General features: G+C 67.6%; 23 protein-coding genes. 4 read left to right on the top strand and 19 right to left on the bottom strand.

Features of this window, described 5'->3' with window-relative positions:
- Positions 1-14: 14 nt before the first annotated feature.
- The 15 genes from AADJ02_RS07605 to AADJ02_RS07535 form a co-directional block, all read right to left on the bottom strand.
- On the bottom strand, positions 15-1,226 hold the full coding sequence (locus AADJ02_RS07605) for an acyl-CoA dehydrogenase (protein WP_341212388.1): 1,212 nt from the start codon (positions 1,224-1,226) through the stop codon (positions 15-17).
- Between the two features lies 1 nt (position 1,227).
- Positions 1,228-2,790: a class I adenylate-forming enzyme family protein gene (locus AADJ02_RS07600; protein WP_341212387.1), complete on the bottom strand. Its 1,563-nt coding sequence runs from the start codon at positions 2,788-2,790 to the stop codon at positions 1,228-1,230.
- Complete coding sequence (locus AADJ02_RS07595) at positions 2,787-3,803, bottom strand: nitronate monooxygenase (RefSeq protein WP_341212386.1); 1,017 nt, start codon at positions 3,801-3,803, stop codon at positions 2,787-2,789. Before AADJ02_RS07595 ends, AADJ02_RS07600 begins: the two co-directional genes overlap by 4 nt.
- Positions 3,800-4,594, bottom strand: coding sequence for an enoyl-CoA hydratase family protein (locus AADJ02_RS07590; RefSeq protein ID WP_341212385.1), 795 nt, complete (start codon positions 4,592-4,594; stop codon positions 3,800-3,802). Before AADJ02_RS07590 ends, AADJ02_RS07595 begins: the two co-directional genes overlap by 4 nt.
- On the bottom strand, positions 4,591-5,019 hold the full coding sequence (locus AADJ02_RS07585) for a PaaI family thioesterase (RefSeq protein ID WP_341212384.1): 429 nt from the start codon (positions 5,017-5,019) through the stop codon (positions 4,591-4,593). Before AADJ02_RS07585 ends, AADJ02_RS07590 begins: the two co-directional genes overlap by 4 nt.
- A gap of 1 nt (position 5,020) precedes the next feature.
- On the bottom strand, positions 5,021-6,148 hold the full coding sequence (locus AADJ02_RS07580; RefSeq protein ID WP_341212383.1) for an acyl-CoA dehydrogenase: 1,128 nt from the start codon (positions 6,146-6,148) through the stop codon (positions 5,021-5,023).
- A 10-nt stretch (positions 6,149-6,158) separates the two neighbouring features.
- The gene (locus AADJ02_RS07575; RefSeq protein ID WP_341212382.1) at positions 6,159-7,355 is read right to left on the bottom strand and encodes an acyl-CoA dehydrogenase family protein; all 1,197 of its coding nucleotides are present in this window, start codon (positions 7,353-7,355) and stop codon (positions 6,159-6,161) included.
- A 14-nt stretch (positions 7,356-7,369) separates the two neighbouring features.
- On the bottom strand, positions 7,370-8,545 hold the full coding sequence (locus AADJ02_RS07570) for an acetyl-CoA C-acyltransferase (RefSeq protein ID WP_341212381.1): 1,176 nt from the start codon (positions 8,543-8,545) through the stop codon (positions 7,370-7,372).
- A gap of 14 nt (positions 8,546-8,559) precedes the next feature.
- Positions 8,560-10,647, bottom strand: coding sequence for a 3-hydroxyacyl-CoA dehydrogenase NAD-binding domain-containing protein (locus tag AADJ02_RS07565; protein ID WP_341212380.1), 2,088 nt, complete (start codon positions 10,645-10,647; stop codon positions 8,560-8,562).
- A gap of 92 nt (positions 10,648-10,739) precedes the next feature.
- Positions 10,740-11,552 (bottom strand): IclR family transcriptional regulator, encoded by an 813-nt coding sequence (locus AADJ02_RS07560; RefSeq protein ID WP_341212379.1) that lies wholly within the window; start codon positions 11,550-11,552, stop codon positions 10,740-10,742.
- 7 nt (positions 11,553-11,559) lie between these two features.
- On the bottom strand, positions 11,560-12,897 hold the full coding sequence (locus AADJ02_RS07555) for a TRAP transporter large permease (protein WP_341212378.1): 1,338 nt from the start codon (positions 12,895-12,897) through the stop codon (positions 11,560-11,562).
- Between the two features lie 4 nt (positions 12,898-12,901).
- Entirely contained in the window at positions 12,902-13,423 is a 522-nt protein-coding gene (locus AADJ02_RS07550; protein WP_341212377.1) for a TRAP transporter small permease, read from the bottom strand.
- Between the two features lie 111 nt (positions 13,424-13,534).
- Positions 13,535-14,593 (bottom strand): C4-dicarboxylate TRAP transporter substrate-binding protein, encoded by a 1,059-nt coding sequence (locus AADJ02_RS07545; RefSeq protein WP_341212376.1) that lies wholly within the window; start codon positions 14,591-14,593, stop codon positions 13,535-13,537.
- A gap of 117 nt (positions 14,594-14,710) precedes the next feature.
- The gene (locus tag AADJ02_RS07540; RefSeq protein ID WP_341212375.1) at positions 14,711-15,193 is read right to left on the bottom strand and encodes a metallophosphoesterase family protein; all 483 of its coding nucleotides are present in this window, start codon (positions 15,191-15,193) and stop codon (positions 14,711-14,713) included.
- Entirely contained in the window at positions 15,193-16,227 is a 1,035-nt protein-coding gene (locus AADJ02_RS07535; RefSeq protein ID WP_341212374.1) for an LLM class flavin-dependent oxidoreductase, read from the bottom strand. Before AADJ02_RS07535 ends, AADJ02_RS07540 begins: the two co-directional genes overlap by 1 nt.
- Positions 16,228-16,395: 168 nt before the next feature.
- On the opposite strand from AADJ02_RS07535, the gene AADJ02_RS07530 reads away from it, so the two are divergent.
- On the top strand, positions 16,396-17,784 hold the full coding sequence (locus AADJ02_RS07530) for a phospholipase D-like domain-containing protein (protein WP_341212373.1): 1,389 nt from the start codon (positions 16,396-16,398) through the stop codon (positions 17,782-17,784).
- Between the two features lie 21 nt (positions 17,785-17,805).
- Positions 17,806-18,522 (top strand): endonuclease/exonuclease/phosphatase family protein, encoded by a 717-nt coding sequence (locus AADJ02_RS07525; RefSeq protein WP_341212372.1) that lies wholly within the window; start codon positions 17,806-17,808, stop codon positions 18,520-18,522.
- Positions 18,523-18,526: 4 nt separating this feature from the next.
- On the opposite strand, the gene AADJ02_RS07520 is transcribed toward AADJ02_RS07525, so the two are convergent.
- From AADJ02_RS07520 to xylF, 4 genes are all read right to left on the bottom strand, one after another.
- Positions 18,527-19,501, bottom strand: coding sequence for a hypothetical protein (locus AADJ02_RS07520; RefSeq protein WP_341212371.1), 975 nt, complete (start codon positions 19,499-19,501; stop codon positions 18,527-18,529).
- A gap of 217 nt (positions 19,502-19,718) precedes the next feature.
- A complete protein-coding gene (locus tag AADJ02_RS07515) occupies positions 19,719-20,501 on the bottom strand; it encodes an ATP-binding cassette domain-containing protein (RefSeq protein WP_341212370.1) in 783 nt (260 codons plus the stop codon).
- A 1-nt stretch (position 20,502) separates the two neighbouring features.
- Positions 20,503-21,828, bottom strand: coding sequence for a sugar ABC transporter permease (locus AADJ02_RS07510; protein ID WP_341212369.1), 1,326 nt, complete (start codon positions 21,826-21,828; stop codon positions 20,503-20,505).
- A 99-nt stretch (positions 21,829-21,927) separates the two neighbouring features.
- Positions 21,928-22,959, bottom strand: coding sequence for a D-xylose ABC transporter substrate-binding protein (gene xylF / locus AADJ02_RS07505; RefSeq protein ID WP_341212368.1), 1,032 nt, complete (start codon positions 22,957-22,959; stop codon positions 21,928-21,930).
- A 214-nt stretch (positions 22,960-23,173) separates the two neighbouring features.
- Between xylF and AADJ02_RS07500 the strand changes: the two genes are divergently transcribed.
- Positions 23,174-24,439, top strand: a complete 1,266-nt coding sequence (locus tag AADJ02_RS07500; protein WP_341212367.1) for an ROK family protein — start codon at positions 23,174-23,176, stop codon at positions 24,437-24,439.
- A complete protein-coding gene (locus AADJ02_RS07495) occupies positions 24,436-25,965 on the top strand; it encodes a CRTAC1 family protein (RefSeq protein WP_341212366.1) in 1,530 nt (509 codons plus the stop codon). Before AADJ02_RS07500 ends, AADJ02_RS07495 begins: the two co-directional genes overlap by 4 nt.
- Positions 25,966-25,994 lie beyond the last annotated feature (29 nt).

Here is a 25,994-nt window from a genome sequence, read left to right as displayed (position 1 = left end):
TCTTCTCTCCTGTCTCAGAAGAACGCCTGAAGGCCGGTCTGGGCGCGGCCCAGGATCAGCGCATGAACGTCATGCGTGCCTTCGTAGGTGTTCACGGTTTCCAGGTTGATCATGTGGCGCATCACCGGGAATTCCTCGGAGATGCCGTTGCCGCCATGCATGTCGCGGGCGTGGCGCGCGATCTCGAGCGCCTTGCCGCAGTTGTTGCGCTTCATCAGGGAGACCAGCTCGGGCGAGGCACGGCCTTCGTCCATCATCCGGCCCAGCCGCAGCGAGCCTTGAAGGCCGAGCGCGATCTCGGTCTGCATGTCGGCCAGCTTCTTCTGGAACAGCTGGGTCTGCGCCAGCGGCTTGTTGAATTGCTTGCGATCTAGCCCGTATTGGCGTGCCGCGTGCCAGCAAGCCTCGGCCGCGCCCATCGCGCCCCAGCTGATGCCGTAGCGCGCGCGGTTGAGGCAGCCGAAGGGGCCCTTAAGGCCCTGCACGTTCGGCAAAAGCGCGTCTTCGCCCACTTCCACCCCGTCCATGACGATCTCGCCTGTGGTCGAGGCCCGCAAGCTCAGCTTGCCGCCGATCTTGGGCGCCGAAAGACCGCTCATGCCCTTTTCGAGGATGAAGCCGCGGATCTTGCCGTCATGCGCCTCGGACTTGGCCCAGACCACGAAGACATCGGCGAAGGGCGCGTTCGAGATCCACATCTTGGAACCCGACAGCCGGTAGCCGGTGTCGGTCTTCTTGGCCACGGTCTTCATGCCAGCGGGGTCGGAGCCCGCGTCAGGCTCGGTCAGACCAAAGCAGCCGATGAGTTCGCCCGAGCACAGGCCCGGCAGGTATTTGCGGCGCTGCTCTTCCGAGCCGTAGGCGTCGATCGGGTAGATCACGAGGCTCGACTGCACCGACATCATCGAACGGTAACCTGAATCGACGCGCTCCACCTCACGGGCGATGAGACCATAGGTGACGTAGGACGCGCCGAGGCCGCCCAGTTCCTCCTCGACCGTGACGCCCAAGAGGCCCGCTGCGCCCATCTCGCGGAAGATCGACGGATCGGCCGTCTCCTCGCGGTAGGCTTCGGTCACGCGCGGCGCGAGCTTGTCTTCGGCAAAGGCGCGCGCGGCGTCGCGCAGCATCCGCTCGTCCTCGTCGAGCTGGGCCTCGATCAGGAACGGATCGCTCCAGTCGAACTGGCCGAGTTCGGGGCCGTGGCCTTGGGTATCCTTGGGCATATCATTTCTCCTCCGCGTCGAGTGCGGCCAGGCGATCGGCGAATGTGCCCAGCAGCTTGTGTTTCAGGATCTTGCCGGTTGCCGCAGCGGGCAGCCGGTCCACGATCAAAATCTTCGATGGCCGCTTGTAGCTCGAAAGCCGCTCCGAGACATGGGCTTTCAGCATCGCAGGCTCCGGTGCCGGGTCGGTGCATTGCACGAAGGCGAGCACCTCTTCGTTGCCACCGCGCGTGCGGCCGATGACGGCGGATTGCACCACGCAGGGGTGGTCGTTCAACGCCGCCTCGACCTCGGGCGGATAGACGTTGAAGCCCGAGCGGATGATCAGCTCCTTGCAGCGGCCCACCACGTGCAAGCGGCTTTCGGCGTCGATCCGTCCCAGATCGCCGGTCCTGAGCCAGCCGTCGGCGTCGATCACCTGCGCGGTGGCCTCGGGGTTGCGGTAATACCCCTTCATAACATGGGGTCCCCGCGTGTGGATTTCGCCCACGCCTTCGGCGTCGCTCGCAGCGGGGTCTATGCGGATCTCGAGACCGGGCAGCGCCGGGCCGACCGAAATGTCGGGGTTGCCGATGGCGTTGCGGGTGCCGCTGACGCCCGCCGTGCTTTCGGTCATGCCATAGCCGTTCTGCAACGGCAGGCCGTAAAACGCCTCGGCCTTGCGCTTCCACGCCGGATCGAGCGGGGCCGCCCCGGAGGAAACATAGCGCAGCTTCGCGCCCTCCAGCCGTTCGAGGCCCAGCGAGGCGGTGTGCTTCATCAAGAGCGCGTGCATCTGCGGCACCGCAGGCAGCACGGTCGCTCCGTCCTTGAGGGCGGCCAGCAGCCGGTCGGGGGCAAAGCGGGTCTCGAGCTGGACGCAAGCGCCGCAGGAGGCCCCCGCCATCAGCATCGAGGCCAGGCCGAAGACATGGGTCAGCGGCAGGGCGCCGTAGATCCGGTCCTCGGGCACCATGCCGCGCATCTTGGCGCTCGACGCGCCCGCAAACAGAAGGTTGGCATGGGTCAGCATCACGCCCTTTGGGTCGCCCGTGGTGCCGGTTGTGTAAAGGATCACCGCGACCTGCTCCGGCCCGGCGTCCACGGTCTCTGGCGTGCCTGCGGGGCCAGTGGCGACGGCAATGGTGGCCGTTGCGGTCTCGACCTCGACCGCGCCCGCCGCCTCGGCATGCGCGCGCGCCTCCGGCGACACATGGCAGGTGAACAGGATCGCACGCGGCTCGGCATGGGCCACGATGCGCGCAAGCTCCGGCCCGGTCATCCGCGCGTTGACCGGCACGGCGATGGCATCGAGCTTCGAGGCCGCGAAGATCGCAAGCGCCGTCGCGGCGCAGTTCTCGGCCACGATCAACACCCGGTCGCCGCCCGCGACGCCCCGGTCGCGCAGCAATCCGGCCATCTCCTCGATCGCGGCGTGATTTTTGGCATGGCTCAGCACGCGCCCGTCGCCGTCGATCAACCCCGGCGCATCGGCGCGCGCGCTTGCCTGCCGCGCGATCAGCTCGTGGATGCGCCGTGTCGTCCCTTCGGCGCCCTGCGTGTCGCGTGTTTGCGCGCTTGTCATACCGCCATTCCCTCCTCAATCCGCTGATGCGCCGGGCGCAGCCGCGCCAGCGCCACCAGCGCTTCGTCCTCCAGCCCGCTGACGATCTCGGCCAGCGGCGCGATATCGCCCGTCAGCCCAAGCGCTTGCCCCGCCGACAACATGCCGCGCGACACGTCGCCGGTCTCGTAGGCGCGGCGTCCGATCTTGCCCGAGACATGCGGCAGCAGCGCTTCGATCCCAATCTCGGGGTTCTCGGCCTCAAGCCGCGCCACGGTCTGCGAGGTCTCGTTCTTCAGCGTGCGGATCGTGTTGCGCACGCTCGACATGCTGAGCATCGTGTCGGTTTCGCGTGCCCCCGCAAGCGCGCGTTTGTAGTCGGGATGCGCGGTGATTTCCTCGGCCACGAGGAACCGCGTGCCGACGACGACGCCCGAGGCCCCGCCCGCGAGCGCCGCCACGATCTGCCCGCCATGGCCGACGCCGCCGCCGATCAGGAACGGAATCTTCAGCCGACGCTCCGCGAGCGCAAGGTTGACGAAACTGCCCACGAGGTCGAGGCCGGGATGGCCGCCGCATTCGGCGCCGACGATCGACACCATGTCGACGCCGACCGACTGCGCCTTCTCGGCAAAGCGCACCGAGGGCACCTTGTGCAGCACGGTGATGCCCGCGTCCTTGAGCATTGGCAGCCAAGGCTCGGGGTTGCGCCCCGAGGTCTCGACAAAACGTACGCCCTCATCGGCAATGAGCGCGAAAATCTCTTCGGTGCGCTCGCCCGGCACCAGCTTGGGCAGCATCGAGACGTTGACGCCGAAAGCGCCACCGTTGGCCATCTTTCGCGTCTTGCGGATCTCGGCACGAAGCGCCTCCGGCTCGGGAAAGCTCGCTGCCGTGAGAAAACCGATGATCCCGGCCCGCGCGCAGGCCGAGACATAGGCCGCATCCGACAGCCACATCAGGCCACCCGCGACGATGGGCAGCCGCGTGCCGTAGGCGCGGGTGACGGCGGTGTCGAAGGCCGGGTCGGTCATGCGTCGCTCCTCAGCTTGGCAAAGTCGGGCGCGCGTTTTTCGAGAAAGGCGTTGATGCCCTCGGCCGCCTCGGGCGAGCCTTGCGCCCGCGCCATCGCGTCGCGCTCGGCGTCGAGCTGGGCAAAGAGGTCGCCGCTTGCCGCGCTGTTGATCAGCGCCTTGATCTCGCCTTGGGTCGCCGACGGCCCCTGCGCCAGCCGGTCGGCCAGCGCCATCGCCGCGTCGAAGGCCCCACCTTCGGGGGCAAGTTCCGACAAAGCGCCGAGCGCGTGCAGGCGGTCCGCCGCCACAGGCTCGCCCAGAAGCAGCATCCGCGAGGCCATGGCGCGCGGCAGCAGGCCGGTGAGAAAATGCGTGAGGCCCGCGTCCGGGACCAGCCCGGCCTTGACGTAAGCGGCGGTGAAGCGCGCGGTGTCGGAGGCCACGGTGAAATCGCAGGCCAGCGCCAGCGACATCCCGGCCCCTGCCGCTCCGCCTTCGACCGCGGCGATCACCGGCTTGGGACAGCCGGTGACGGCGCGCACAAGATCGTGCAGCTTGTCGATGTTGTTGCGCCGCTGCGCCTCGGTCTGCGCCGCCCGCGTTGCCAGCACCGACAGATCGCCGCCCGCGCAGAAGAATCCGCCTTCGGAGGCGAGGATAACCGCAACGATGCGCGGGTTGTAGGCGGCGCTCACGATGGCCTCGTGCAGCGCCGCGTAATACTCCGGGGTCAGCGCGCCGCGCCGCGTGGCGTTGAGGTTCCACACCACCAGCCGGTCGCCGTGATCGTCGATCCGCGCTAGGCTCATGTCGTCTCCTCCCGCCGGGTCTGCGCCACCGGCTTGAACACGCCGGTCGCCGTGGCGATGAGGCGATCGTCCGGACCGCGCAGCTCGCCCTCGATGAACACGAGCTTGCGGCCGCCGCCGGTGATCCGCCCCACCGCCACCAGCGCCTCGCCTTCCCGCGCGGGGGCGAGATACTGGGTGTTGAGCGAGATCGTCAGGAACGGGTGCCGCCCGCTAGGGTCGCGCGTCAAACTGCCGGTGGCGCCCATCGCGTTGTCGAGGATCGTCGCGACGATACCGCCGTGCAACATGTCGTGCCGGTTGGTGTGCTTGGGCCCCACCGTGAGGTAGCAGCGCGCGCGCCCGTCGCCCCGGCCCACGTCGAGCGTGTAGCCCAAAAGACGCTGCGCCCCGGTCTCACCCTCGATGATCCCCTCCCCGGTCATCTCAGGCGGCCCGGAGCCGGACGAAGCGGCCCAAGTGGAAGGTGCTGTCGCCGAACCGGTGGTCGAGCATCGACAGGCGGCGCGCGAAGCGGCCCAGCTCGTATTCCTCGGTCATGCCGATGCCGCCATGCAGCTGGATCGCTTCCTCGGCCACCAGCCGTGCGACCCTGCCCACGAGGTGCTTGGTCGCGGAGACATGGATTTCGCGCGTGGCGCGGTCGGCCTCGAGATGGCCGCACAGGTTGATCACGGCCGAGCGCGCCTGCTCGATCTCGATCAGCAGCTCGGCCATGCGGTGCTGTAGCGCCTGAAACTTGCCGATCGGCTGGCCGAACTGCTTGCGCGTCTTGAGGTAATCGCCGGTGAGGCGGCGCGCGGTCTCCATCGCCCCCAGACCGTCGGCGCAAAGAGCGGCGGTGGCGCGGGCGTGCGCGGTCTCGAGCGCATCGATGGCCTGCCCTTCGGCCCCCAGAAGCGCGCTCTCGGGTAGCGTCACCCCCTCGAGCACCAGCTCGGCGGCGTGGCCGCCCTGCGCCAGCGGGTAGTCGCGGATCTCGACGCCCGCCGTGCCCTTGGGCAGCACGAAGAGGCTGATTCCGTCGCGGTCGCGCGCCTCGCCCGAGGTGCGGGCAGAGACGACGATGTGATCGGCCTGCGCGCCGTTGACGACGACGGACTTGCGCCCCGTGAGGGTCCAGTTGTCGCCCGCGCGCTCGGCCCGGGTCTCGACCCGCTCGATGTCATAACGGCTGTTCGGCTCGGCATGCGCGAGGGCAAGCTGCACCGCGCCCTCGACCGCCTGCTCGACGAGGCCTTGTTGCGTCTCGTCGCCCAGCTCGGCGATCAGCCCGCCCGCCAGAAGCACTTCGAGCATCGGCTCGGATGTGCCGGCGCGGCCCAATTCCTCGAACACGGTCATCAGGTCGAAGCCCATGCCGCCGAAGCCGCCCTGATCTTCGGTGAACAGCGCGCCCGCGACGCCCATCTCGGACAGCCCGGCCCAGATCTCGGGCGAGAAGCCCTCGCCCTCTTCGGCGGCTTTCAGCGCCTCGGGGGTGACGGCGTCCGCGAGATAGCGGCGCAGCCCGTCCTGCAGCATCTGCCGTTCTTCGGTCAGTTGGAAGTTCATGGCCCGCTCCTCAGAGTTCCAGGATCGCCTTGGCGATGATCGTCTTCTGCACCTCGTTCGATCCGCCGTAGATCGAGAGCTTGCGGTTGTTCAGGTATTGCGGCGTCGCGGCCATCGCATAGGCCGGGCCCACCGGCCCCTCATTGGTGCCCGCCTCGAGCGCCTCCGACACGAAGGGCATGGCATAGGGACCGACGGCGGCTTTGGTCAGGGCGTTGATTTCCTGACGGATCACCGTGCCCTTGACCTTGAGCATCGAGCTTTCGGCCCCCGGTGCCTGACCGGCGGCGGCGGCCGAGACCACCCGCAAATTGGTCGTGGCCATCGCCATGAGCGCGATCTCGACCTCGGCGATCTTCGCGGCAAACAGCGGGTCCTCGATCAGCGGGCGGCCTTGGCTCTGCTCCAGCTTCGCGATCCGCTTGAGGTTCGCCAGACCGGCATTGGCAAAGCCGACACCGGCGATGTTGGTGCGCTCATGCGTCAGCAGGTACTTGGCGTAGGTCCAGCCCTTGTTCTCCTCGCCCACGAGGTTCGTGGCGGGTACGCGGACGTTGTCGAAGAAGACCTCGTTCACCTCCGGCTCTCCGTCGATCAGAACGATCGGGCGTACGGTGATGCCCGGGTCGTCCATGTCGACGAGCAGGAAGGAGATCCCCTCCTGCGGCTTGCCCTCTTTCGAGGTGCGCACGAGGCAGAAGATCATGTTCGCGTATTGGCCCAGCGTGGTCCAGGTCTTCTGCCCGTTCACCACGTAGTGGTCGCCGTCGCGCTCGGCGGTCGTCTTGACCGAGGCAAGGTCGGAGCCCGCCCCCGGCTCGGAGTAGCCCTGACACCACCAGTCGTCACCGTTCAGGATGCGCGGCAACCAGTATTGTTGCTGCTCGGCGGAGCCGAACTTCTGCAGCACCGGCCCGAGCATGGCGAGGCCGAAGGGCACGATGCGCGGGGCGTTCGCGGCGGTGGTCTCCTCCTCGAAGATGTGCCGCTCGACCGCGTTCCAGCCCGCACCGCCGTGTTCCTTGGGCCAGTTGCCTGCAAGCCAGCCCTTCTCGTTGAGGATGGCATGCCACTCCTCGTAATCGGCCTTGGTTAGCCGTTGGCCCAGACGCCCCTTCTCGGAGAGGCGCTCGGGCAGCTTGGCTTCGAGAAAGCCGCGCACTTCGGCGCGAAAGGCCTTCTGGTCGTCGGTGAAGTTCAGGTCCATTTCCGGGGCCTCCCTCAGTAGATCTCGAACAGGCCGGCAGCACCCTGCCCGCCGCCGATGCACATGGTGACGACGCCGAGCTTGGCGCCGCGACGGCGGCCCTCGATCATCAGGTGGCCGGTCATCCGCGCGCCGGTCATCCCAAAGGGATGCCCGATCGAGATCGAGCCGCCCGAGACGTTGAGCTTGTCGTTGTCGATGCCGAGCTTGTCGCGGCAGTAGAGTGCCTGGGAGGCGAAGGCCTCGTTGAGCTCCCACAGGTCGATGTCGTCGACGGTGAGGCCCTGACGCTCGAGCAGGCGCGGCACGGCAAAGACCGGGCCGATGCCCATCTCGTCGGGCTCGCAGCCCGCGACGGCAAAGCCGCGGAACGCGCCGAGAATGTCGAGGCCAAGCTTTTCGGCCTCCTTGCGGTCCATCATCACCAATGCGGCGGCGCCGTCCGAAAGCTGGCTCGCGTTGCCGGCGGTGATGAAGTTGCCCTCGCCGCGCACCGGGTTCAGCTTCTGCAGCCCCGCGAGATCGGTCGAGGGGCGGTTGCATTCGTCCATCGAGATGGTCTCGGTGACGTGGGAGACCTCGCCGCTTTCCTTGTCCTTGACGGCCTTGGTCACCTCCATCGGCGCGATCTCGGCATCATAGCGCCCGGCCTTCTGCGCCTCGGCGGTGCGCATCTGGCTTTGCAGCGACAGCTCGTCCTGCGCCTCGCGGGAGATGCCGTAGCGCTTGGCCACCGTATCGGCGGTCTCGATCATCGCCTGATAGAGCTCGGGCTTGTGCGCTTCGATCCAGGCATTGCGCGAATGACGCGCGGGCGGCTGCACCATCGAGATGCTTTCCACGCCGCCGACGAGGACAGCCTTCGCGCCCTCCTGGCTGATCATGTGACCGCCCATGGCAATGGCTTGCAGGCCCGAGGCGCAGAAGCGGTTCACCGTGGTCGCGGCGATGGAGACGGGCAGGCCCGCACGGATCACCGCCTGACGGGCGATGTTGCCGCCTGTGACATACTCCGGGTACCCGCAGCCAAAGATCGCATCCTCGATCAGCGCCGGATCGATGCCGGCGCGCTCGACCGCATGGCGGGCGGCGTGGCCTGCCATGTCGGCCCCGTGGGTGATGTTGAACGCGCCGCGGGCGGCCTTGCCGATCGGCGTGCGGGCGGTGGATACGATGACGGCGTCGGTCATGTCGTCTCTCCCTCTCAGCCGTTCAGGCTGGCGAATGTGGAATTTTGGTCGGCTAGGCGGTCGAGCAGCGGCGCGACCTGCCAGAAATGATCGTCTTGGGCGGCGTATTGCTTGATCCGGTCACGGATCGCGGCCGGGCCTTCCATGTCGGCGTAGTGCATCGGCCCGCCGCGATGGCGCGGGAAGCCGTAGCCATAGAGCAGCGTCACATCGACATCGAGCGGTCGCTTGGCGATGCCCTCCTCGACCACGCGCGCGCTCTCGTTGACCATGGCGGCCATGTAGCGCGCGACGATCTCTTCGTCGGTGAACTCGCGCGGGCTGACGCCCTGCTTCTCGCGCTCGGCGGCGATGATCTCATCTACCTCCGGATCGGGGCGGCCGCGCGGGCTCTCCTCGTCGTAGATGTAATAGCCGCGCCCGGTCTTCTGGCCCAGCCGCCCCATCTCGTAGAGCGTATCGGCCCAGCCCGGGTAGCGGTCCTTCTCGTGGCGCTGAGAAGCTTTGCGCTGGCGGGTCATGTAGCCGATGTCGAGGCCTGCGAGATCGCCCACCTGATAGGGACCCATCGGGAAACCGAAGTCGCGCAGCGCCTTGTCGATCTGGTAGGGGCTGGCCCCGTCGAGGATCATGTGATCGGCAGCTGCACGGTAATGCGACAGGATGCGGTTGCCGATGAAGCCGTCGCAGACGCCGGCACGGACCGAAACCTTGCCGAGCGTCCTGCCGAGCGCGAAGGCGGTGGCGGTGACCTCGGGGGCGGTCTTATCGGCGACCACGACCTCCAGAAGCTTCATCACATGGGCGGGCGAGAAGAAGTGCAGGCCAATCACGTCACCGGGACGCGAGGTCGCCTGCGCGATCTCGTTGATGTCGAGATAGGAGGTGTTGGTCGCCAGCACCGCGCCGGGCTTCGCGACCCGGTCGAGTTCGCGGAATACGTCCTTCTTGACGTCCATGCTCTCGAACACGGCCTCGATGATCACGTCGGCCTGCCCCAGCGCGTCGTAGCCGGTGACGCAAGCGAGCGCGTCCGACAGGATCGCGTCGCGCTTGGCCTCTTTCAGCTTGCCGCGCTTCACGGCGGCTGCGAGGTTCTTTTCGATGGTGGCCCGGGCGCGGTTCGCGGCCTCCTCGTCGCGCTCGACCAGCGTCACGGTCAGGCCGCGCAGCAAGGCCGCGGTGGCGATGCCCGCCCCCATGGTGCCGCCGCCGATCACGCCGATGGCCGAGGCGTCGCGGGGGCTGACGCCCTCGATCTCGGGCAGCTTGGCGACCTTGCGCTCGATGAAGAAGGCGTGGATCAGGCCCGCGCGCTGCGGCGTCTCCATCATCTTCATGAATTGGCGGCGCTCCTCGGCGAGGCCCTCGTCGAAGCCCAGCTTGGTCGAAGCTTCGATGGCGTCAAGCGCGGCCAGCGGAGCCACCTCGCCGCGCAGCTTCTTCCTCAGGGCAGTGCGGCGGCCGTCGAACATCTCGGCGTCATGCGCAGGCGCGGCCATGTCGCGCACCGGGCGCGGTCCAGCGCCCTGCGACAGCAACTCCTCGGCATAGGCCAAGCCGGCGTCGAGCGCCTCGCCCTCGCCCAGACGGTCCACGAGGCCCATCTCGACGGCCTTGGCCGCAGGGACCGGCGTGCCGGTGGTCGCCATCTCGATGGCGGCCTCGGCCCCCACGAGACGCGGCGTGCGCTGCGTGCCGCCAGCGCCGGGGATCACACCGAGCTTGGTCTCGGGCAGGCCGAGTTGCGCGCCGGGCACGGCCACGCGGTAATGCGCGCCAAGCGCGATCTCCAGCCCGCCACCCAAGGCGGCCCCGTGGATCGCGGCGACGACCGGCTTGGTGCAGGCCTCGATGCGGTTCACCACGTCGGGCAGCGACGGCTCCATCGGCGGCTTGCCGAACTCGGAGATGTCGGCCCCGCCGATGAACAGCCGCCCCGCCCCATGGATCACCGCGATCTCCGCCGCGTCGTCCTCGAACCGCTCGATCGCCGTGACCAGACCGGCCCGCACGTCGCGACCCAGCGCGTTCACCGGCGCATGATCCACCGTGATGACCGCGATCCGGCCCCGGCTTTCGAAATGAACTGCTCCAGCCATGTGGTCCTCCCTCTCCGGCATCAACCTAGCAATCGACGCCATCTATTTCAACATGCAAATCTTAATTCCACTATGTGGAAATAAGACCGCGTTCAGATATCGTGCCGCGACAGGAACGGTCCCTGCCCCATGATCCGCTCCAGCTCGCGCACGCCCTGCTGCAATCGCGGTCCGACCTCGGTCTGCATCCGCTCCATGCTCAGATCCTTGGGCATGGCGCCGCAGGTGAAGATCACCGGCTCGCTCAGGTCGCGCGACTGGAACGGCACCGAGACGGCGTGGATGTTGGCGGCAAAGTAAGCCGCCGGGTCGGCGATCACGAAGCCCTCGGTGACGAGTTGCGTATAGGCCGTCCGACGCGCCTCCCGCGCCGTCGTCTCGTCGAGACCCCGGTGGCCTTCGGCGTCTGCCACGGCCTCGACAAAGCCCTCTTCGGAGAGCGCCGCCAGCATCGCATGCCCCGAACTCGACCCCTTGAAGGGCAGCCTGTGACCGACCTCCAGCCAGATCGAGGACACCTCCTGCGGCCGCCACGTCTTGGTGATCAGCACCCGCCCCCGGTCGCGCACCGACAAGAGCGTCAGCGTCCCGGTTTCGTCCGCGACCCGCTGCATGATCGGCCCCGACAGCTCCACGAAAGAGATCGACGCGCTCGCCACGTTGCCCAAGGCCAACAGCGCGGGGCCGGGACGATAGCGGTCGTGGCGGCGCGCGTGGGTCAGGTAGCCCAGGCTTTGCAGCGTGAAGGTCAGCCGTGACACGGTGCTTTTCGGCAGGCCCGTGCGTTCGGAGATCTCGGCGTTGCCCAGCCCGTCATCCGAGGGACGAAAGGCGCGCAGCACCGATAGTCCCCGCGCCAACGTGGTGGCGAAACGGCGGTCCTGGCTTTCGTCGGTGATCTTCATGCGGGCCTCACATCGAATAGGGGATGACCAGCGACAGCGCCGGCACCGCCATGATCAGGATCAGCACCAGAACGTCCACCGACAAAAACCGCGCGATGCCGGCGAAGATGCGGTCGATCGGCACATCGCGTCCGACCACGCCGGCGATGACAAAGACGTTGAGGCCGACGGGGGGCGTGATCAGGCCGATTTCCAGAAGCTTGATGACCACGACGCCGAACCAGATCAGGTCGAAGCCGTAGGTTTCGATCAGCGGGATCATCAGCGGCAGCGTCAGCACCATGATGCCGATGGGATCGAGGAACATGCCCAGCAGCAGATAGATCGCCGCGATCGCCGCCATCAGCAGCACCGGCGACAGCTCGGCGGCGGTCACCGCCTCGACGATGTCGGGCGCCACGCCGGTGAGGGCGATGAAGGCCACGAAGATCTTGGCCCCTGCCGCGATCAGGAAGATCGAGGTGGTCTGGATGCAGGTTTCGCGCAGGGACTCCCAGATCGCGCGCAGCGTCAGCTTGCGCTGCACCAGACCGATCACGATGGCCGCCGAAACACAGACCGCCGCCGCTTCGGTCGCGGTGAAGATGCCGCCGTAGATGCCGCCGACGATGATCGCGAACAGCAGAACAGCGGGCCAGCTCTCAAGCGCGGCGCGGCCCCGGTCGGCCATGGTGATGGTGCCGGTGAAGGCCGGCGCGGCCGAGGGATCGCGCTTTACCCAGATGAAGATGACGAGCAGAAAGCCCAAGAGCGACACGATGCCCGGCAGGATGCCCGCGAGGAACAGCTGGCTGATCGAAGTCTCGGTGAAGATGCCGTAGATGATGAACAGCACCGAGGGCGGGATCAGCGAGCCCAGCGTGCCGCCCGCGGCGACGCTCGCGGTGGCGAGGCGCTTGTCATATCCGACCGAGAGCATCTCGGGCGTGCAGATCCGCCCCATGGTCGAGGCGCAGGCGATCGACGATCCGGTGATCGCCGAAAACCCGCCGCAGCCCACGACAGAGGCCATGGCCACGCCGCCGGGCACCTTGGCGAGCCAGACGCGGGCCGCGTGGTAGATCTTGGTGGTGATGTCCGCGCGATAGGCGATGTGACCCAGCGCCACGAAGAGCGGAATCATCGACAGATCGTAGCTGTGAATGAGGTCGAAGCTGTTGGAGAACACCAACGACGAGGTGGGACGGATCGCCCGTTCGGGCGCGAAGGTCCCGGTGCGAAAGGCAAAGATCACGAAGGTGCCGATGGTGGCGATGGCCGCCAGCGCGAAGGCGATCGGCACGCGCAGCGCCAGAAGGAATAGGACCGAGCCGAAGGCCACGAGACCGATTAGAGTGCCGTCCATGGTCTCAGACCTCTTCGTGGGGGGTGTGCGAGGAAAGCCCGGTCAAGACCCGGCCGCCCGAGCGGATGGTGCGGATGTCGCCCACCACCTGAACCGCGAGGCGCAGCCAGCAGAACCCGACCCCGAACAGGAAGATGACGCGCCCCGGCCATTTCGGCAGGCTGAGCTGACCGAAGAAGTAGCTGCCCGACTTCAGCGTGTGCACCGCCTCGTTCCAGCCAGCCCAGATCAGCGGCATCAGCGCCAGAAGCCCGATGACCGAGCCCATCACCACGAGCCAGTCCTGCGTGCGCGGCGAGAGACGCTCGGAGAGCACCTCCACCACGATGTTGGCGCGCGCGGCGGCGGTGGCAGCCAGCGGCAGCACGATGGCCGCCACCATCAGTTCGCGCACCATGTTGATCGTGTCGGGGATGCCCGAGTTCAGCGTCGCGCGCAAAAGCACGCTTGTGGTGATCAGCAGCCCAAGACCGATCACCGCGACGGCGGCGAGGTTGAGCAGGAAACTCTCGATACGGGTCAGCATCGGCAATCCTTCCCGGCCGGGAGCCCGTGGCCCCCGCCGCTCTGGCGGATGTCAGTGTGAAATGGGGCGGCGCGGGTGAGGCGCGCCGCCCGGTGGCCTACCCGGTGCGGATCAACCGCGCTCCCAAGGGTAGCCGTTCGCCTCGACTTCGGCCTGATACTTCTCGATCAGCCCGCGGTACTCGTCGAGCAGCGCCGCGCCGTCGAGACCGGCGGCATCGGCCTGCGCCGACCACTCTTCGAGATAGGTGTTGCCCTTCTCGACCAGCTTGGCGCGCTCTTCCTCGGGCAGCTCGATGATTTCGACGCCCGCTTCGCGCATCTTTTCGACGGCGGCATCGTTGTCGGCGTTCACGAGACGGCCGAACTCATCCGACAGGCCCTTGCCCGCTTCCATCAGCGCCTTCTGCTGCTCTTCGGGCAGGGCGTCGAAGGCATCCTTGTTCATGAAGATGCCCAGTGCACCGACCTGACCCCAGTTGAGCATGGTGTAGCTGTCCATGACCTCTTGCTGATTCAGCGCGCCCACGGCGTAGGAATAGCCCTGAGAGCAATCGAGCAGGCCCGAATCGAGGCCCTGATAGGCATCGTAGATCGACATGTTGACGAGGTTCGCGCCGAAATCCGCGAAGGTCTTGCCATAGGCGCCGACGCCGCGGACCTTGAGGCCGTCGATGTCCTCGACCGTGCGGATCGCCTTGCCCTTGCAGCCGATATGCACCGCCGAGGTGGTGTAGGTGCCAAGATAGACCAGGTTCTGATCGGCGAGGTTCGCCTGAATAGCCTCGGACCCGCGCATCAGCTCGTCGGTGGCCTTCATGCCGACCCAAGGATCGGGGTTCTGCACCGGCAGGTCGGCGATGCCGTAGGCCAGCATCTCCTGCGGGAAATAGACGCCGATGATGGTGCCTGCGTCCGCCACGCCATCCGCCACGGCCTGTGCCGCGGCATCGGCCTTGAACAGCGCGCCGCCCCACTGGACGTCGAAGTTCAGCTCGCCTTCGGTGCGGGTCTTCACATCCTCGACGAACCAGTTCAGCGCCTCGGCGCGGGCGCCGCGGTTGGGACCGGCCTCGCCAAAGAACAGCGTGGTTTCGGCGTGGGCGATGGAGCCAAGCGTGGCACCGGCGAGAATCGTCGAGGCGAGGGCCGCCTTCAGAAATCGCGTCATTTCAGTCTCCTCCCTGAAGTTTCGCATAGTGGAATTGTATTCTACTACATGAAACCTACGAGAGCACCGAGATTCTGGCAACCCGTCGCGTACGCCGCAGCGCGGCATCACGCGCGATCAGTCGAGAAGAGAAACCAGATCAGCGCGCGGCGCGCCCTGCCCCAAATACAGAAAAGCCAGCGTGATCGGCAACTTGAAGCGCCTCGGCCCGGCGGCACCGGGGTTGAGATAGAGCACGTGATCCACCGTTTCGATCAACGGTTTGTGCGAATGTCCGCTGATCACGACGTCGATACCCCGCGCGGAGGGGTCGAAATCAAGCGATTTGCGGTCGTGGCGCATATGAATGCGCAGCCCCCCGAGATCGAGATCGAAGGTTTCGGGAAAGCGCGCGCACCAGGGCGCGGTATCGACGTTGCCCCGAATCGCCGTGACCGGCGCGATGCGCCCCAGTTCCTCCACGATCTGTTGGCGACCGATGTCGCCGCCATGCAGGATGTGATCCACCGATGGATCGCCCTCTGGTCCCACTCCCGCCAATGCGGCGAGAGCTTCGGGCCTGAGCAGCCCGTGGGTGTCGGAGATGACACCGATCCGCATCACGCGGTGGCGCGGCGCAGTTCGGGCGCGACCTTGGTGCCAAACAGCTCGATCGCCTTCATCAGCTGCGCATGATCAAAGACCCCGATCGCCATCTGGATCAGCATCCGATCGAAACCGAAGCGCTCGTGCGTCGCGAGGATCTTGTCGACCATCTCGGTCGGGCTGCCGACGAACTGCGCGCCCTTCGGCCCACGCGCCGCGTCGAACTGATCGCGGCTCGTCGGCCCCCAGCCCCGCTCGCGACCGATCCGGTTCATCACCTCGGCCTGTGCGGGATAGATGATGTCGGCGGCCTGCTGGCTCGTCTCGGCCACGAAGCCGTGCACGTTGAGCGAGGTCCTGAGCGATTTCGGGTCGTGCCCCATCTGCGCCGCGCTCTTGCGGTAGAGGTCGAACAGCGGCGCGAAGCGGGCGGGATCTCCACCGATGATGGCGAGCGCCATGGGCAGCCCCAGCGCCCCCGCGCGCGCCACCGACTGGGGCGAGCCGCCGACGGCGCGCCAGATCGGCAGCCTGTCTTGGACGGGACGCGGATAGACGCCGCGACCGGGGATCTCATGCGTGTGCTCGCTGCCGGGCCAGCGGATCACCTCGCCCTCGTTCAGCGCCATCAGGAGCTGCAGCTTTTCCTCGAACAGATCCTCGTAATCATCGAGATCAAAGCCAAAGAGCGGGAAGCTTTCGATGAAGGAGCCGCGTCCGGCGATGATCTCGGCCCGACCGCCTGTCAGCGCGTCGAGCGTCGCGAATTGCTGGAACACCCGGATCGGGTCGTCCGAGCTGAGCACCGTCACGGCGCTGGTAAGTTTTATACGCTTGGTGCGCCCCGCCGCCGCTGCCAGCACCACGGCAGGGGCCGAGACGGCGTAATCGGGGCGGTGATGCTCGCCCAAGCCGAACACGTCGAGACCCACCTCGTCGGCCAGCGCGATCTCCTCGACCAATTGCTTCAACCGCAGGCTCGGGTCGACCCGCGCGCCGGTGACCGGGTCGGTGCCCACGTCGCCGAATGTGTATAGGCCCAGTTCCATCTCGCTCTCCCGAAGCTTGGCGTTGCCCTAGAGCTAGACGCGCCTTTGCCCCCGTCCAACCGCCGCAATCGCGCAACGCCTGTGCGCGGCCGCCCGAACACGCGGAACCCCGTTGCGCCGCTGCTGCGTTTCGACCACATCAGGGCGACACTTGGGGATTTCAGGCGCTTGTTCACCTATGACACCTTCCTGCTGACGCTGCTCGGCGTCGGCCTCGCGCTTCTCGCCACGGTGATGCTGTTGCAGCAGCGGCGCACGCCGCAGTCCGCCGCCGCTTGGATTCTCGCGATCATCCTGCTGCCTTGGGTGGCGATCCCGCTGTTTTTCGCGCTGGGCTTTCGCAAGAAGGGCGGCCGCCACCCGACGATCCGCTTTTCCACGCCGCCGGGCGACGCCCCCGCCGATCCGTCGCGTGGCCCGGCCGAGGCGTTTCGCGCCTATGGCGTGCCGGCGGCCACCACGGGCAACCGGATCGAGCTTCACCGCGACGCCAAGCACGCCCGCGAAGCGATGCGCGAGATGGTCGAAAGCGCACGCCACGAACTCGACATCACCTTCTACCTGATCCACGACGACGCCGTCGGCCGCGACTTCGTCGACCTGCTGACCGCGCGGGTCGAGGACGGCGTGCAGGTGCGCCTGATCATCGACCGTCTGGGCGGCTTTTGGTGCCCGCGCGCGGCGCTTGCCCGCTTCGAGGCGGCGGGAGGCGAGCTGCGCTGGCACCAGCCGTTCCTCAACTGGCCGCTCAAGGGCCATATGAACCTGCGCAACCACCGCAAGATGATCATCGCCGACCGCGCCCGCGCCTGGACCGGTGGCCGCAACGTCGGCTGCGAATACATGGGCTTCCCTCCCCATGCGCGCCGCGAAAAGGGCGACCCCGAACTGTGGCGCGACCTGTCCTTCACGCTGCATGGCCCCTCGGTCGAGGTGCTGTGGGACCTGTTTCGCGCCGACTGGGGCGTGGCCGAAGGCGAGGTCGACCCCCTGCCCGAGCTGCACGTCGAGGAGCGGCCCGGCGAGGCGACGGTGCAGGTCGTCCCCTCCGGCCCCGACACCTATCTCGATCCGCTGCACGACGTGCTGGTGCAGATGATCCACGCCGCCACCCGTCGCGTCTGGATCGCCACGCCCTATTTCCTGCCGACCGAACCGCTCAACGCGGCGCTGTGCACGGCGGCCCGGCGCGGAGTCGATGTGCGGGTGATGGTGCCTGCCCGCTCGAACCAGCGCATTGCCGATTTCGCACGTGGCGCCTATCTGCGAACGCTGGCCGAGTCCGGCGCGCGTGTGCTGCAACTGCCGCGCCAGATGACCCATGCCAAGGCCGGTGTGATCGACGACGCCGCTTGGGCCGGGTCCGCCAATTTCGACGTGCGATCGATGCTGCTCAACTTCGAGGTGGCGGTGTTCGTCTATGACGCGCCGTCGGTGGCGCTTCTGGCCGATTGGTTCGCCGCTGAAACCGCGATCTGCCGCGAAGGCGTGCGTCGTCCCAAGCTGGGCCGCAGGCTGGCCGAGGGCGTGTTCCGCCTTGGCGCGCCCATGCTGTGAGCCCGATCCTGTGAGGATATCATGACCGACCCCCATCTGCGCCCCGGACGGCTTCGGCTGGTAAGCTACAACATCCGCAAGGCGCTTGGCACGGACCGGCGCCGCAACCCGGCGCGGATCTGCAACGTCATCGAGGCGATGGAGGCCGACATCGTGCTGTTGCAGGAGGCGGACCTGCGGCTCGGCGCGCGGCCCGCCGCGATTCCGATGACCGAGCTGTCGCAGCTCGGCGGGTTGCGGGCGGTCGACTTCGGGCAATCCGTGCGGTCATTGGGCTGGCACGGCAACGCGATGCTGGTGCGCGAGGGCATCGAGATCGGCACCTTGCACAAGATGGTGCTGCCGGGGCTCGAGCCGCGCGGCGCGATCTTTGCCGATCTGGAGACGCCGGCCGGGCCGCTGCGCGTGGGCGGGCTGCATCTGGGGCTGCTGCGCGGCTCGCGCCGGTTGCAACTGAGCCATATCGTGGACGAGCTGGACCGCATGGACCCGCGCCCCACGGTGCTGGCGGGCGATCTCAACGAATGGTCCGAGCGCGTGGGTCTGGGCCGACTGGCGCGGCGGTTTTCGATCCACGCGCCGGGGCGCAGCTTTCATTCGCGCAGGCCGGTGGCCGCTCTCGACCGGATCGCCACCGGGGAAGGCATCGTCATCGCGCAAAGCGGCGTCTGGCACGAACAGCCCGCCCCTGCGGCCTCGGATCACCTGCCGATCTGGGCCGATCTGCACCACGTCTGACGCGTCAGACGATGACCTCATCGAGCGGTCGCCGCGCGCGGGCCTCGGGCCGCTCGGCCACCGGGCCAAGACGGATCACCTGCATCAGCTGCCGCTCTGGGTCGAGGCCCACGGTGGTTGCGATCTCCTCGCGCGCTGCGCGATCCACGGTGAGCACGCCCATCGGCCAAGCCGCGAGACCCAGCTTGGACGCTTCGAGCAACAGCCGCAGATAGGGCCTGCCGGCGGCCACGGGGCTGTTGTCGACGGGGCGGTGGAACAGGGCGATGACGGCGGCGGAGCGGATCTGCGCGGCTTCGGCGGCGAGGCGATCGGTGAGCCCCATCATGTCGGCGACCCGCCACATCGGTCCCAGCACCGCGCGCGCCTCGGCGGCGGCCCTCGGGCTCAGGCGCATCATTGACCGGTCGAGACCGTCGAACCGCTTGCGCGGATGGCGCGGCGACAGCCGCAGCCACGATAGGACTTCGCGCCGGATCTCGGGGCGACGCAGTTGCGCCATCATGGTGCGGTCGTGCAACTCGGCCAGCCAGCCGCGTCTGGCCGCGTCGGTAACGAGAACCGCGTCGCGGCGGGTCCAGCCATAGAGGTCGACGGGTCCGGGCTCGTAGGGGCCGCGGTGGCTGAACCGTTTGGAGAGCTGCGCGGCCAGTGGGTCGGGATCGGTCTGCGCTTCGAGGGTGATCCTTGCGGCCAGACGCATCCCCGGCAGGGTCGTGCGGTCGTCCTGCGCCCAGAGATCGGTAAAGCCCGCCCCCATGCGCCGCGCCGAGAGAGCGAGAAACGTGGCTTCGGCTGCCGCCCCGCAGGCCAGTCCCGCAGCGATACCCTGCGGGTCGCTTACCTTCAGCATTGCCGCGGGGTCGCAACCGATCAGGATCGTGTCACCCTTGCGCCGCCAGCGTGCTGGCTGGGTGTTGAGCGCGGAGGGCGCCGAAAGCGCCTCGGACACGATTTCACGAAACTCGTCGCTCTGCATCTGCTGCTCCTCGGGTCGGACCGCCCGGCTGCGCCAGACCCTAGCGGTCGATGCCGCGACGGCAAGCGGTTCCCGTCATGCGGTGCCGACATGGCTTGGCCATAGCCGAGTGCCGCTGCGCAAGCCCCTGTTTGCGCCGCCCGAACGACAACGCCCGCCGCGATAGGGCGGCGGGCGACATCGGGATCGGCGCTGTATCGCCGCGCGTCGCGCGCGGTCAGGCGGCTTCGCGCTTGGGATTCTTGCCCATGATGATCATCGACAGGATGTCATCTTCGGTCACGTCCTCGACCCGCTCGGTACCGACGAGCTGGCCGTTCTTCATCACCGAGACGCGGTCGCACAGATCCATCATCTCGCGCGTGTCGTGGGAGATGAGGAAAATCCCGAGGCCCTGGGCCTTCAGCTCCTTGATCAGATCCGCGACCATCGCCGTCTCGTGCACGCCCAAGGCGGCGGTGGGCTCGTCCATGATCAGGATCTTGGCGTTGAAGTAGACCGCGCGGGCGATGGCGACCGACTGCCTTTGCCCGCCCGACAGCGCCGAGACCGGCTCGGAGAGCTTGCGGAAGTTGGGGTTGAGCCGCGCCATGATCTTGCGCGTCTCGGCCTCCTGCTTGGCATCGTCGACAAAGCCCACCTTGGTGGTGATCTCGCGGCCCAGAAACAGGTTCGAGGCGGCATCGAGATTGTCGGCCAGAGCAAGCGTCTGGTAGATCGTCTCGATGTTGTAGCGCCGCGCGTCGCGGGGCGAGTTGATCGTGGCCTTCTCGCCCTCGATGCGGATCTCTCCACTGTCGGCCTTGTAGGCGCCCGACAGGATCTTGATCAGCGTCGACTTGCCCGCGCCGTTGTGACCCAAAAGGCCCACGACTTCACCCGGATAGAGATCGAGCGAGACCCCGTCGACCGCTTGGACACCGCCAAAGGCGATCCGGATGTCCTTGAGTTCGACCAGAGGCTTGGCCCCGTTGGCGCGGGGATCGGTCTTGGTTTCCATGTCACTTCCCTCCGACGCGGCGGCGATAGATGATGTCGATCAGCACGGCGGCCACGAGGACGGTGCCGACGACCATGTTCTGCAAGGGCGCGTCGACGCCGACCATGGCCATGCCCGACTGCAGCGACTGCATGATCAGCGCGCCGAGGATGGCGCCGTAGATCGTGCCGATGCCACCCGAGAGCGCCGTGCCGCCGATGACGGCCGCCGCAATGACCCGAAGCTCGTCGAGCGTTCCGATGTCGTTGGAGTGGTTGGTCAGACGGGCCGAGGCGACCACGGCCGAGATGCCCACGAGGATGCCCATGATCGAGAACACCTTGACCGTGAGCAGCCGGGTGTTGATCCCCGACAGCTCTGCCGCGTCGGGATTGCCGCCCGTGGCAAAGATGTAGCGACCGAGCCGCGTCTTGCGCGCCACGACCGTCATCACCACCGCGACGGCGATCAGCAGCAGCACCGAATAGGGAATGCCGTAGGCGGCCGAATAGCCCTCGGGCATCTCGACACCGCGTGCCGCAAAGTCACGGGCCAGAACCCGGGACGGGATCTCGTAGGCGTTGAGGATCGCGACAAAGCCGAGGATCGCCGCGACGATGATCCCCATGACCACGGCTTCGGCCCAGATCGGCTTGACCGGGAAGCCATGCCCCACCTTGTTGCGCCGCGCCGAGATCAGCGCCAGCACCGCCAATGCGGCGGCGACGAAGCCGAAGATCCAGCTCCACTGCGCGCCCAGCGTGCCGTTGATGCCGCCGAAGGCCTGGAAGGTCTCGTCGAGCGGGCCGATGGTCTGGCCGCTGGTGATGTACCAGCCGACGTTGCGCCAGATCAGCAGGCCGCCCAGCGTCACGATGAAGGCGGGAATGGTGAGATAGCCCACGAGCCAGCCCTGAAAGGCGCCGATCACGGCACCGGTGATCAGGCCCGCGAGGATCGACAGCCACGGCAGCGCGGCATGGCCCAGCGGCAGGCCCATCATGTCGGGCAGCCAGCGGGTCTGCATCATCGCCATGACGGCCGACGCGGTCGCCAGCAGCGCACCGACCGAAAGGTCGATGTGGCGTGTGACGATGATGAACACCATGCCGGTCGCCATGATCGCCACCGAGACGGTCTGGATCGACAGGTTGAAGATGTTGCGCGGCGTGAGAAAGCGCCCGTCCGTTAGCACGTTGAACACGACGCAAACGAGGATAAAGGCCCCGACCATGCCCAGAAGGCGCAGGTCGAGTTCGAGCTGGTTGAGGAAGGAGCGCGCGGGCGCCTTGTCCGCCGGCCGCTGGCCCGAGGGCGCGGCGTTGGGGACGGTATCGGTATCGGACATCTGGGGTGCTCCTGACCGGAGTGGGGCGGCGCGGGGGAGCGCGCGCGAAATGCGGCAGTGCGCCCCCGGCCCGGTTGCCCGGGCCGGGGGCGTTATGCATCAGTTACAGGCGGCGACGTCGCCCGAGACGCCCTGGCAGAGCGTTTCCTGATCGATCCAGCCGGCCTCGACCACCACGTCGAGGTTCTCCTTGGTCACCGGAACCGGATCGAGGAACTTCGCGGTGAGCGTGGTGCCCGCGGGCGAAGTCCACTCTTCCGCGCCTTCGATGGCGCTCATCTCGGTGCCCGAGGCCAGCGCCACGGCGATCTCGCCGGCCTGACGGCCAAGCTCGCGGCTGTCCTTCCAAACCGAGACGGTCTGCGTGCCTTGGGCGACACGGTTGAGTGCTGCGTGATCGGCGTCCTGACCCGAGACGGGGATGCCGTCCAGGCCCTGCGCGGTCAGTGCTGCCACGGCGCCACCGGCGGTGCCGTCGTTCGAGGCGACCACGGCGTCGACCGCGTTGTCCTCGGCGGTCAGGATCTGCTCCATGTTGCGCTGGGCGTTGGCGGGCAGCCAGCCATCGGTGTAGGCCTCGCCGACGATGGTGATCTTGCCGCTGTCGATGGCTTCCTGCAGGACCTCCTGCTGGCCGCCGCGCAGGAAGTCGGCGTTGGGATCGGTGGGCGAGCCCTTGATCATCACGTAGTTGCCTTCGGGCGCGGCCTCGAGCACGGCGCGGGCCTGCATCCGGCCCACTTCGACGTTGTCGAAGGTGAGATAGAAGGCGCGGTCGTCCTCGATCAGGCGGTCATAGGCGATGACCGGGATGCCTTCGTTGGCGGCGGCGGTGACGGCGGGGCCGATGGCCTGCGTGTCCTGCGCGAGGATGATCAGCGCGTCGACGCCTTGGGCGATCAGGCTCTCGACGTCCGACAGCTGCTTGGAGGAGGACGACTGGGCGTCGGCCGAGACGTATTCCGCGCCCGCTTCTTCGAGCGCGGCCTTGATCGCGGCTTCGTCGGTCTTCCAGCGCTCTTCCTGGAAGTTGGACCAGCTGACACCGACGGTCATGCCGTGCTGTTCGGCGATCGCGGTCGTGCTGAAACCGGCCGTCGCGATGACGGCGGCCATGATTGCGTTGCGCATAGATATCCTCCCAAAGATGTATCCCGTCCCACCGGGATGCCGACCCCTCCTGAGGCCGGTTGAGCAGTACAGTCGCATATTTAATTCGATTGTCAAAATATATTTTGCCAAACCCTGCCCGATGACGCTAACAATCTGTGGTGGGCGCGTCGGATCTTGGGCAATGTGCAAAGATCGGCCGGAGGAGGCTCGCAGATAATTCGGGGATCGAACTATGATCGACACGCAACCGGCGGAGTCGGCCGCAGATGTTGCACAGCCGCAACATGGCGTCGGGCCGCTGCTGCCGGGCAACCAGCGCGAGGCACGCCCCCTGCGACAGCAGATTCTCGAACATGTCCGGGCCGCCGGTCGCGCGGCCCGCGCCGACATCACCCGCGCGCTGGGCGTCAGTGCGGGATCGGTCACGACGCTGACCTCCGAGCTGATCGGCTTGGGCCTTCTGCGCGAGGTCGAGGCGACCGCCGCCGCGCCGAACGCGCGCGGCCGCCCGCCCGTGGCGTTGGAGCTGGTGTCCGAAGGGCGGCTCGTCATCGGCATCAAGATCTCCGACGAGCGCAACACCGCCGTTCTGGTCGATTTCGCGGGTACGGTCCTTGCCGACGCCGCCCGCCCTGCCTCGCCCATGCGCCGCTCGCTGGACCAGACCTGCGACGAGATAGGCGCGCTGATCGACGCGGTGCTCGACCAAGCGGGATGCGCACGTGCCGACCTGCTCGGCGTGGGCGTGGGCCTGTCGGGCATGGTCGACCATCAGACCGGCACGGTGCTGTGGTCGCCACATCTCGGTCCCGACATGCCTCTCGGCCCCGAGGCCAGCCGTCGCTTCGGCCTGCCGGTGCTGATCGACAACGACGCCAACATGCTGACGCTGGCCGAGCTGTGGTTCGGCGTCGGGCGGCAAAGGTCGGATTTCGCCGTCGTCACGATCGAGCATGGCGTTGGCATGGGGCTGGTGATCGACAACCGCCTCTATCGCGGAGAGCGCAGCATGGGGTTGGAGCTTGGCCATACCAAGGTGCAACTCGACGGGGCGCTGTGCCGATGCGGCAAGCGCGGCTGCTTGGAGGCCTATGTCGCCGACTATGCACTGGCGCGCGAGGCGGCCACGGCGCTCGGTCGCGCGCCGCAAAGCCCGCAGGTCATGCTCGACGCGCTCTATGCCGAAGCCAAGGGCGGCAATCGCGCCGCCCGCTCGATCTTCAACCGCGCCGGGCGCTACCTCGCGCTTGGCCTGTCGAACGTGATCCAGATCTTCGACCCGGGGCTGGTGATCCTGTCGGGAGAGCGGATGCGCTACGACTACCTCTATGCCGACGAAGTGCTCGCGGAGATGCGGGCGCTCACCCTCGTCGAAGGGCGCGCCCCCGCACGGATCGAGATCCACGCTTGGGGCGATCTGGTCTGGGCGCGCGGCGCCAGCGCCCTCGCTCTCGCCGCCGTCACCGAAACGGTGCTGGCCGAGGCACGGGCGGCATGAGGGTGCTTCTGCGCGACGGCGCGCGAGGGGCCGCGTTTTTCGGGCTGGCCGTCATTCTCTCGGCAGGACCCTCCATCGCCGGGCCGCGCTTCGAGGATCGCTCATCGGCCTTGCCCGAGCACATCTATGCCGGCGGATGGGAGCATTTCGTGGGCGGTGGCGTCGCCGTGTTCGACTGCGACGGCGACGCGTGGCCCGATATCTTTGCCGCGGGCGGTGAAAACCCGGCGCTGCTCCTGCGCAACCGGGGCGATTTCGCCTTTGATGCGGCCCCCCTGCCCGATCTGACCGGCGTCACCGGGGCCTACCCGCTCGACGTCGACGCCGACAGCCACCCCGACCTCTTCGTGATGCGCGCGGGTTCGAACCTGATGTTGCGGGGCTTGGGCGATTGCCGCTTTGAAGAGGCGACTGGGGCGCTGGGCCTGCCCGCCGGCAACGCCTGGACCACCGCTTTCACCGCATGGTGGGAAGACGACACCCGCCCCGTCATGGCCATCGGCAACTATGTCGACCGAGACGACCCCCAAGGGCCGTTCGAAGCCTGCGACGAGAACGCGGTCCTGCGGCCCGACGACACCGGTTGGCGCGAAGAGACGCTCGCCCCCGGCTTCTGCGCGCTGTCGATGCTGGCGGCGCGCGACGCGCGCGGGCGACCGACGCTGCGCATCTCCAACGACCGGCACTACTATGTGCGCGGCGGCCATGAGCAGATGTGGGACATCGAAGCGCGCCGTTTCCTTGGCGAGGCCGACGGCTGGCCCACCGTCTCGCTCTGGGGGATGGGCATCGCCAGCCGCGATCTGACGGGCGACGGGCGCGATGAGGTGATGCTCACCTCAATGGGCGATCAACTTTTGCAACTGGCGCAGCCAGATGGCCGCTATGCCGCAGCCCCCTTTTCCATCGGCTCCTACGCGCAGCGCCCGCATATCGGCGACGATGGCCGCCCCTCGACCGGCTGGCACGCCGAGTTCGGGGACATCGACAACGACGGTCGGCCCGACCTGTTCATCGCCAAGGGCAACGTCGATCAGATGCCGTCGAACGCCATGCGCGATCCCAACAACCTGTTGATGCAGCGCCCCGACGGCACCTTTGCCGAAGCCTCGATCGAGGCGGGCATCGCCACCACCGAGCGGTCGCGTGGCGCGGCGCTGGCCGATTTCGACGGCGACGGGCGGCTCGACCTCGTGGTCGTGAACCGGCGCGCGCCGATGGAGCTGTGGCGCAACGTGACCGAAGGGACCGGCCATTGGCTTGCGCTCGACCTCATGCAAACGGGCGGCAATCGCGATGCCATCGGCGCGGTGGTGACGGTGAAGACGGATCAGGGGCGGCAGGTGCTGCAACGAGTCGTGGGCGGCGGTCACGCGGGCGGACGGCTCGGTCCTTTGCACGTCGGGCTCGGGGCCGCGACGCGGGCACGTGTTTCCGTCGAATGGCCCGATGGCACCAGCACCGGTCCGCACGAGATCGAGGCGGATCGCGTCACCACCCTCGACCGCGACGCCCTGCCCGGCTGATCCGCTTGCCCCCGCCGCCTGCGGCGTTA

The sequence above is a fragment of the uncultured Limimaricola sp. genome (assembly GCF_964022235.1).
Taxonomy (GTDB): Bacteria; Pseudomonadota; Alphaproteobacteria; order Rhodobacterales; family Rhodobacteraceae; genus Limimaricola.
This window is presented reverse-complemented; position numbering and strand designations above follow the sequence as displayed.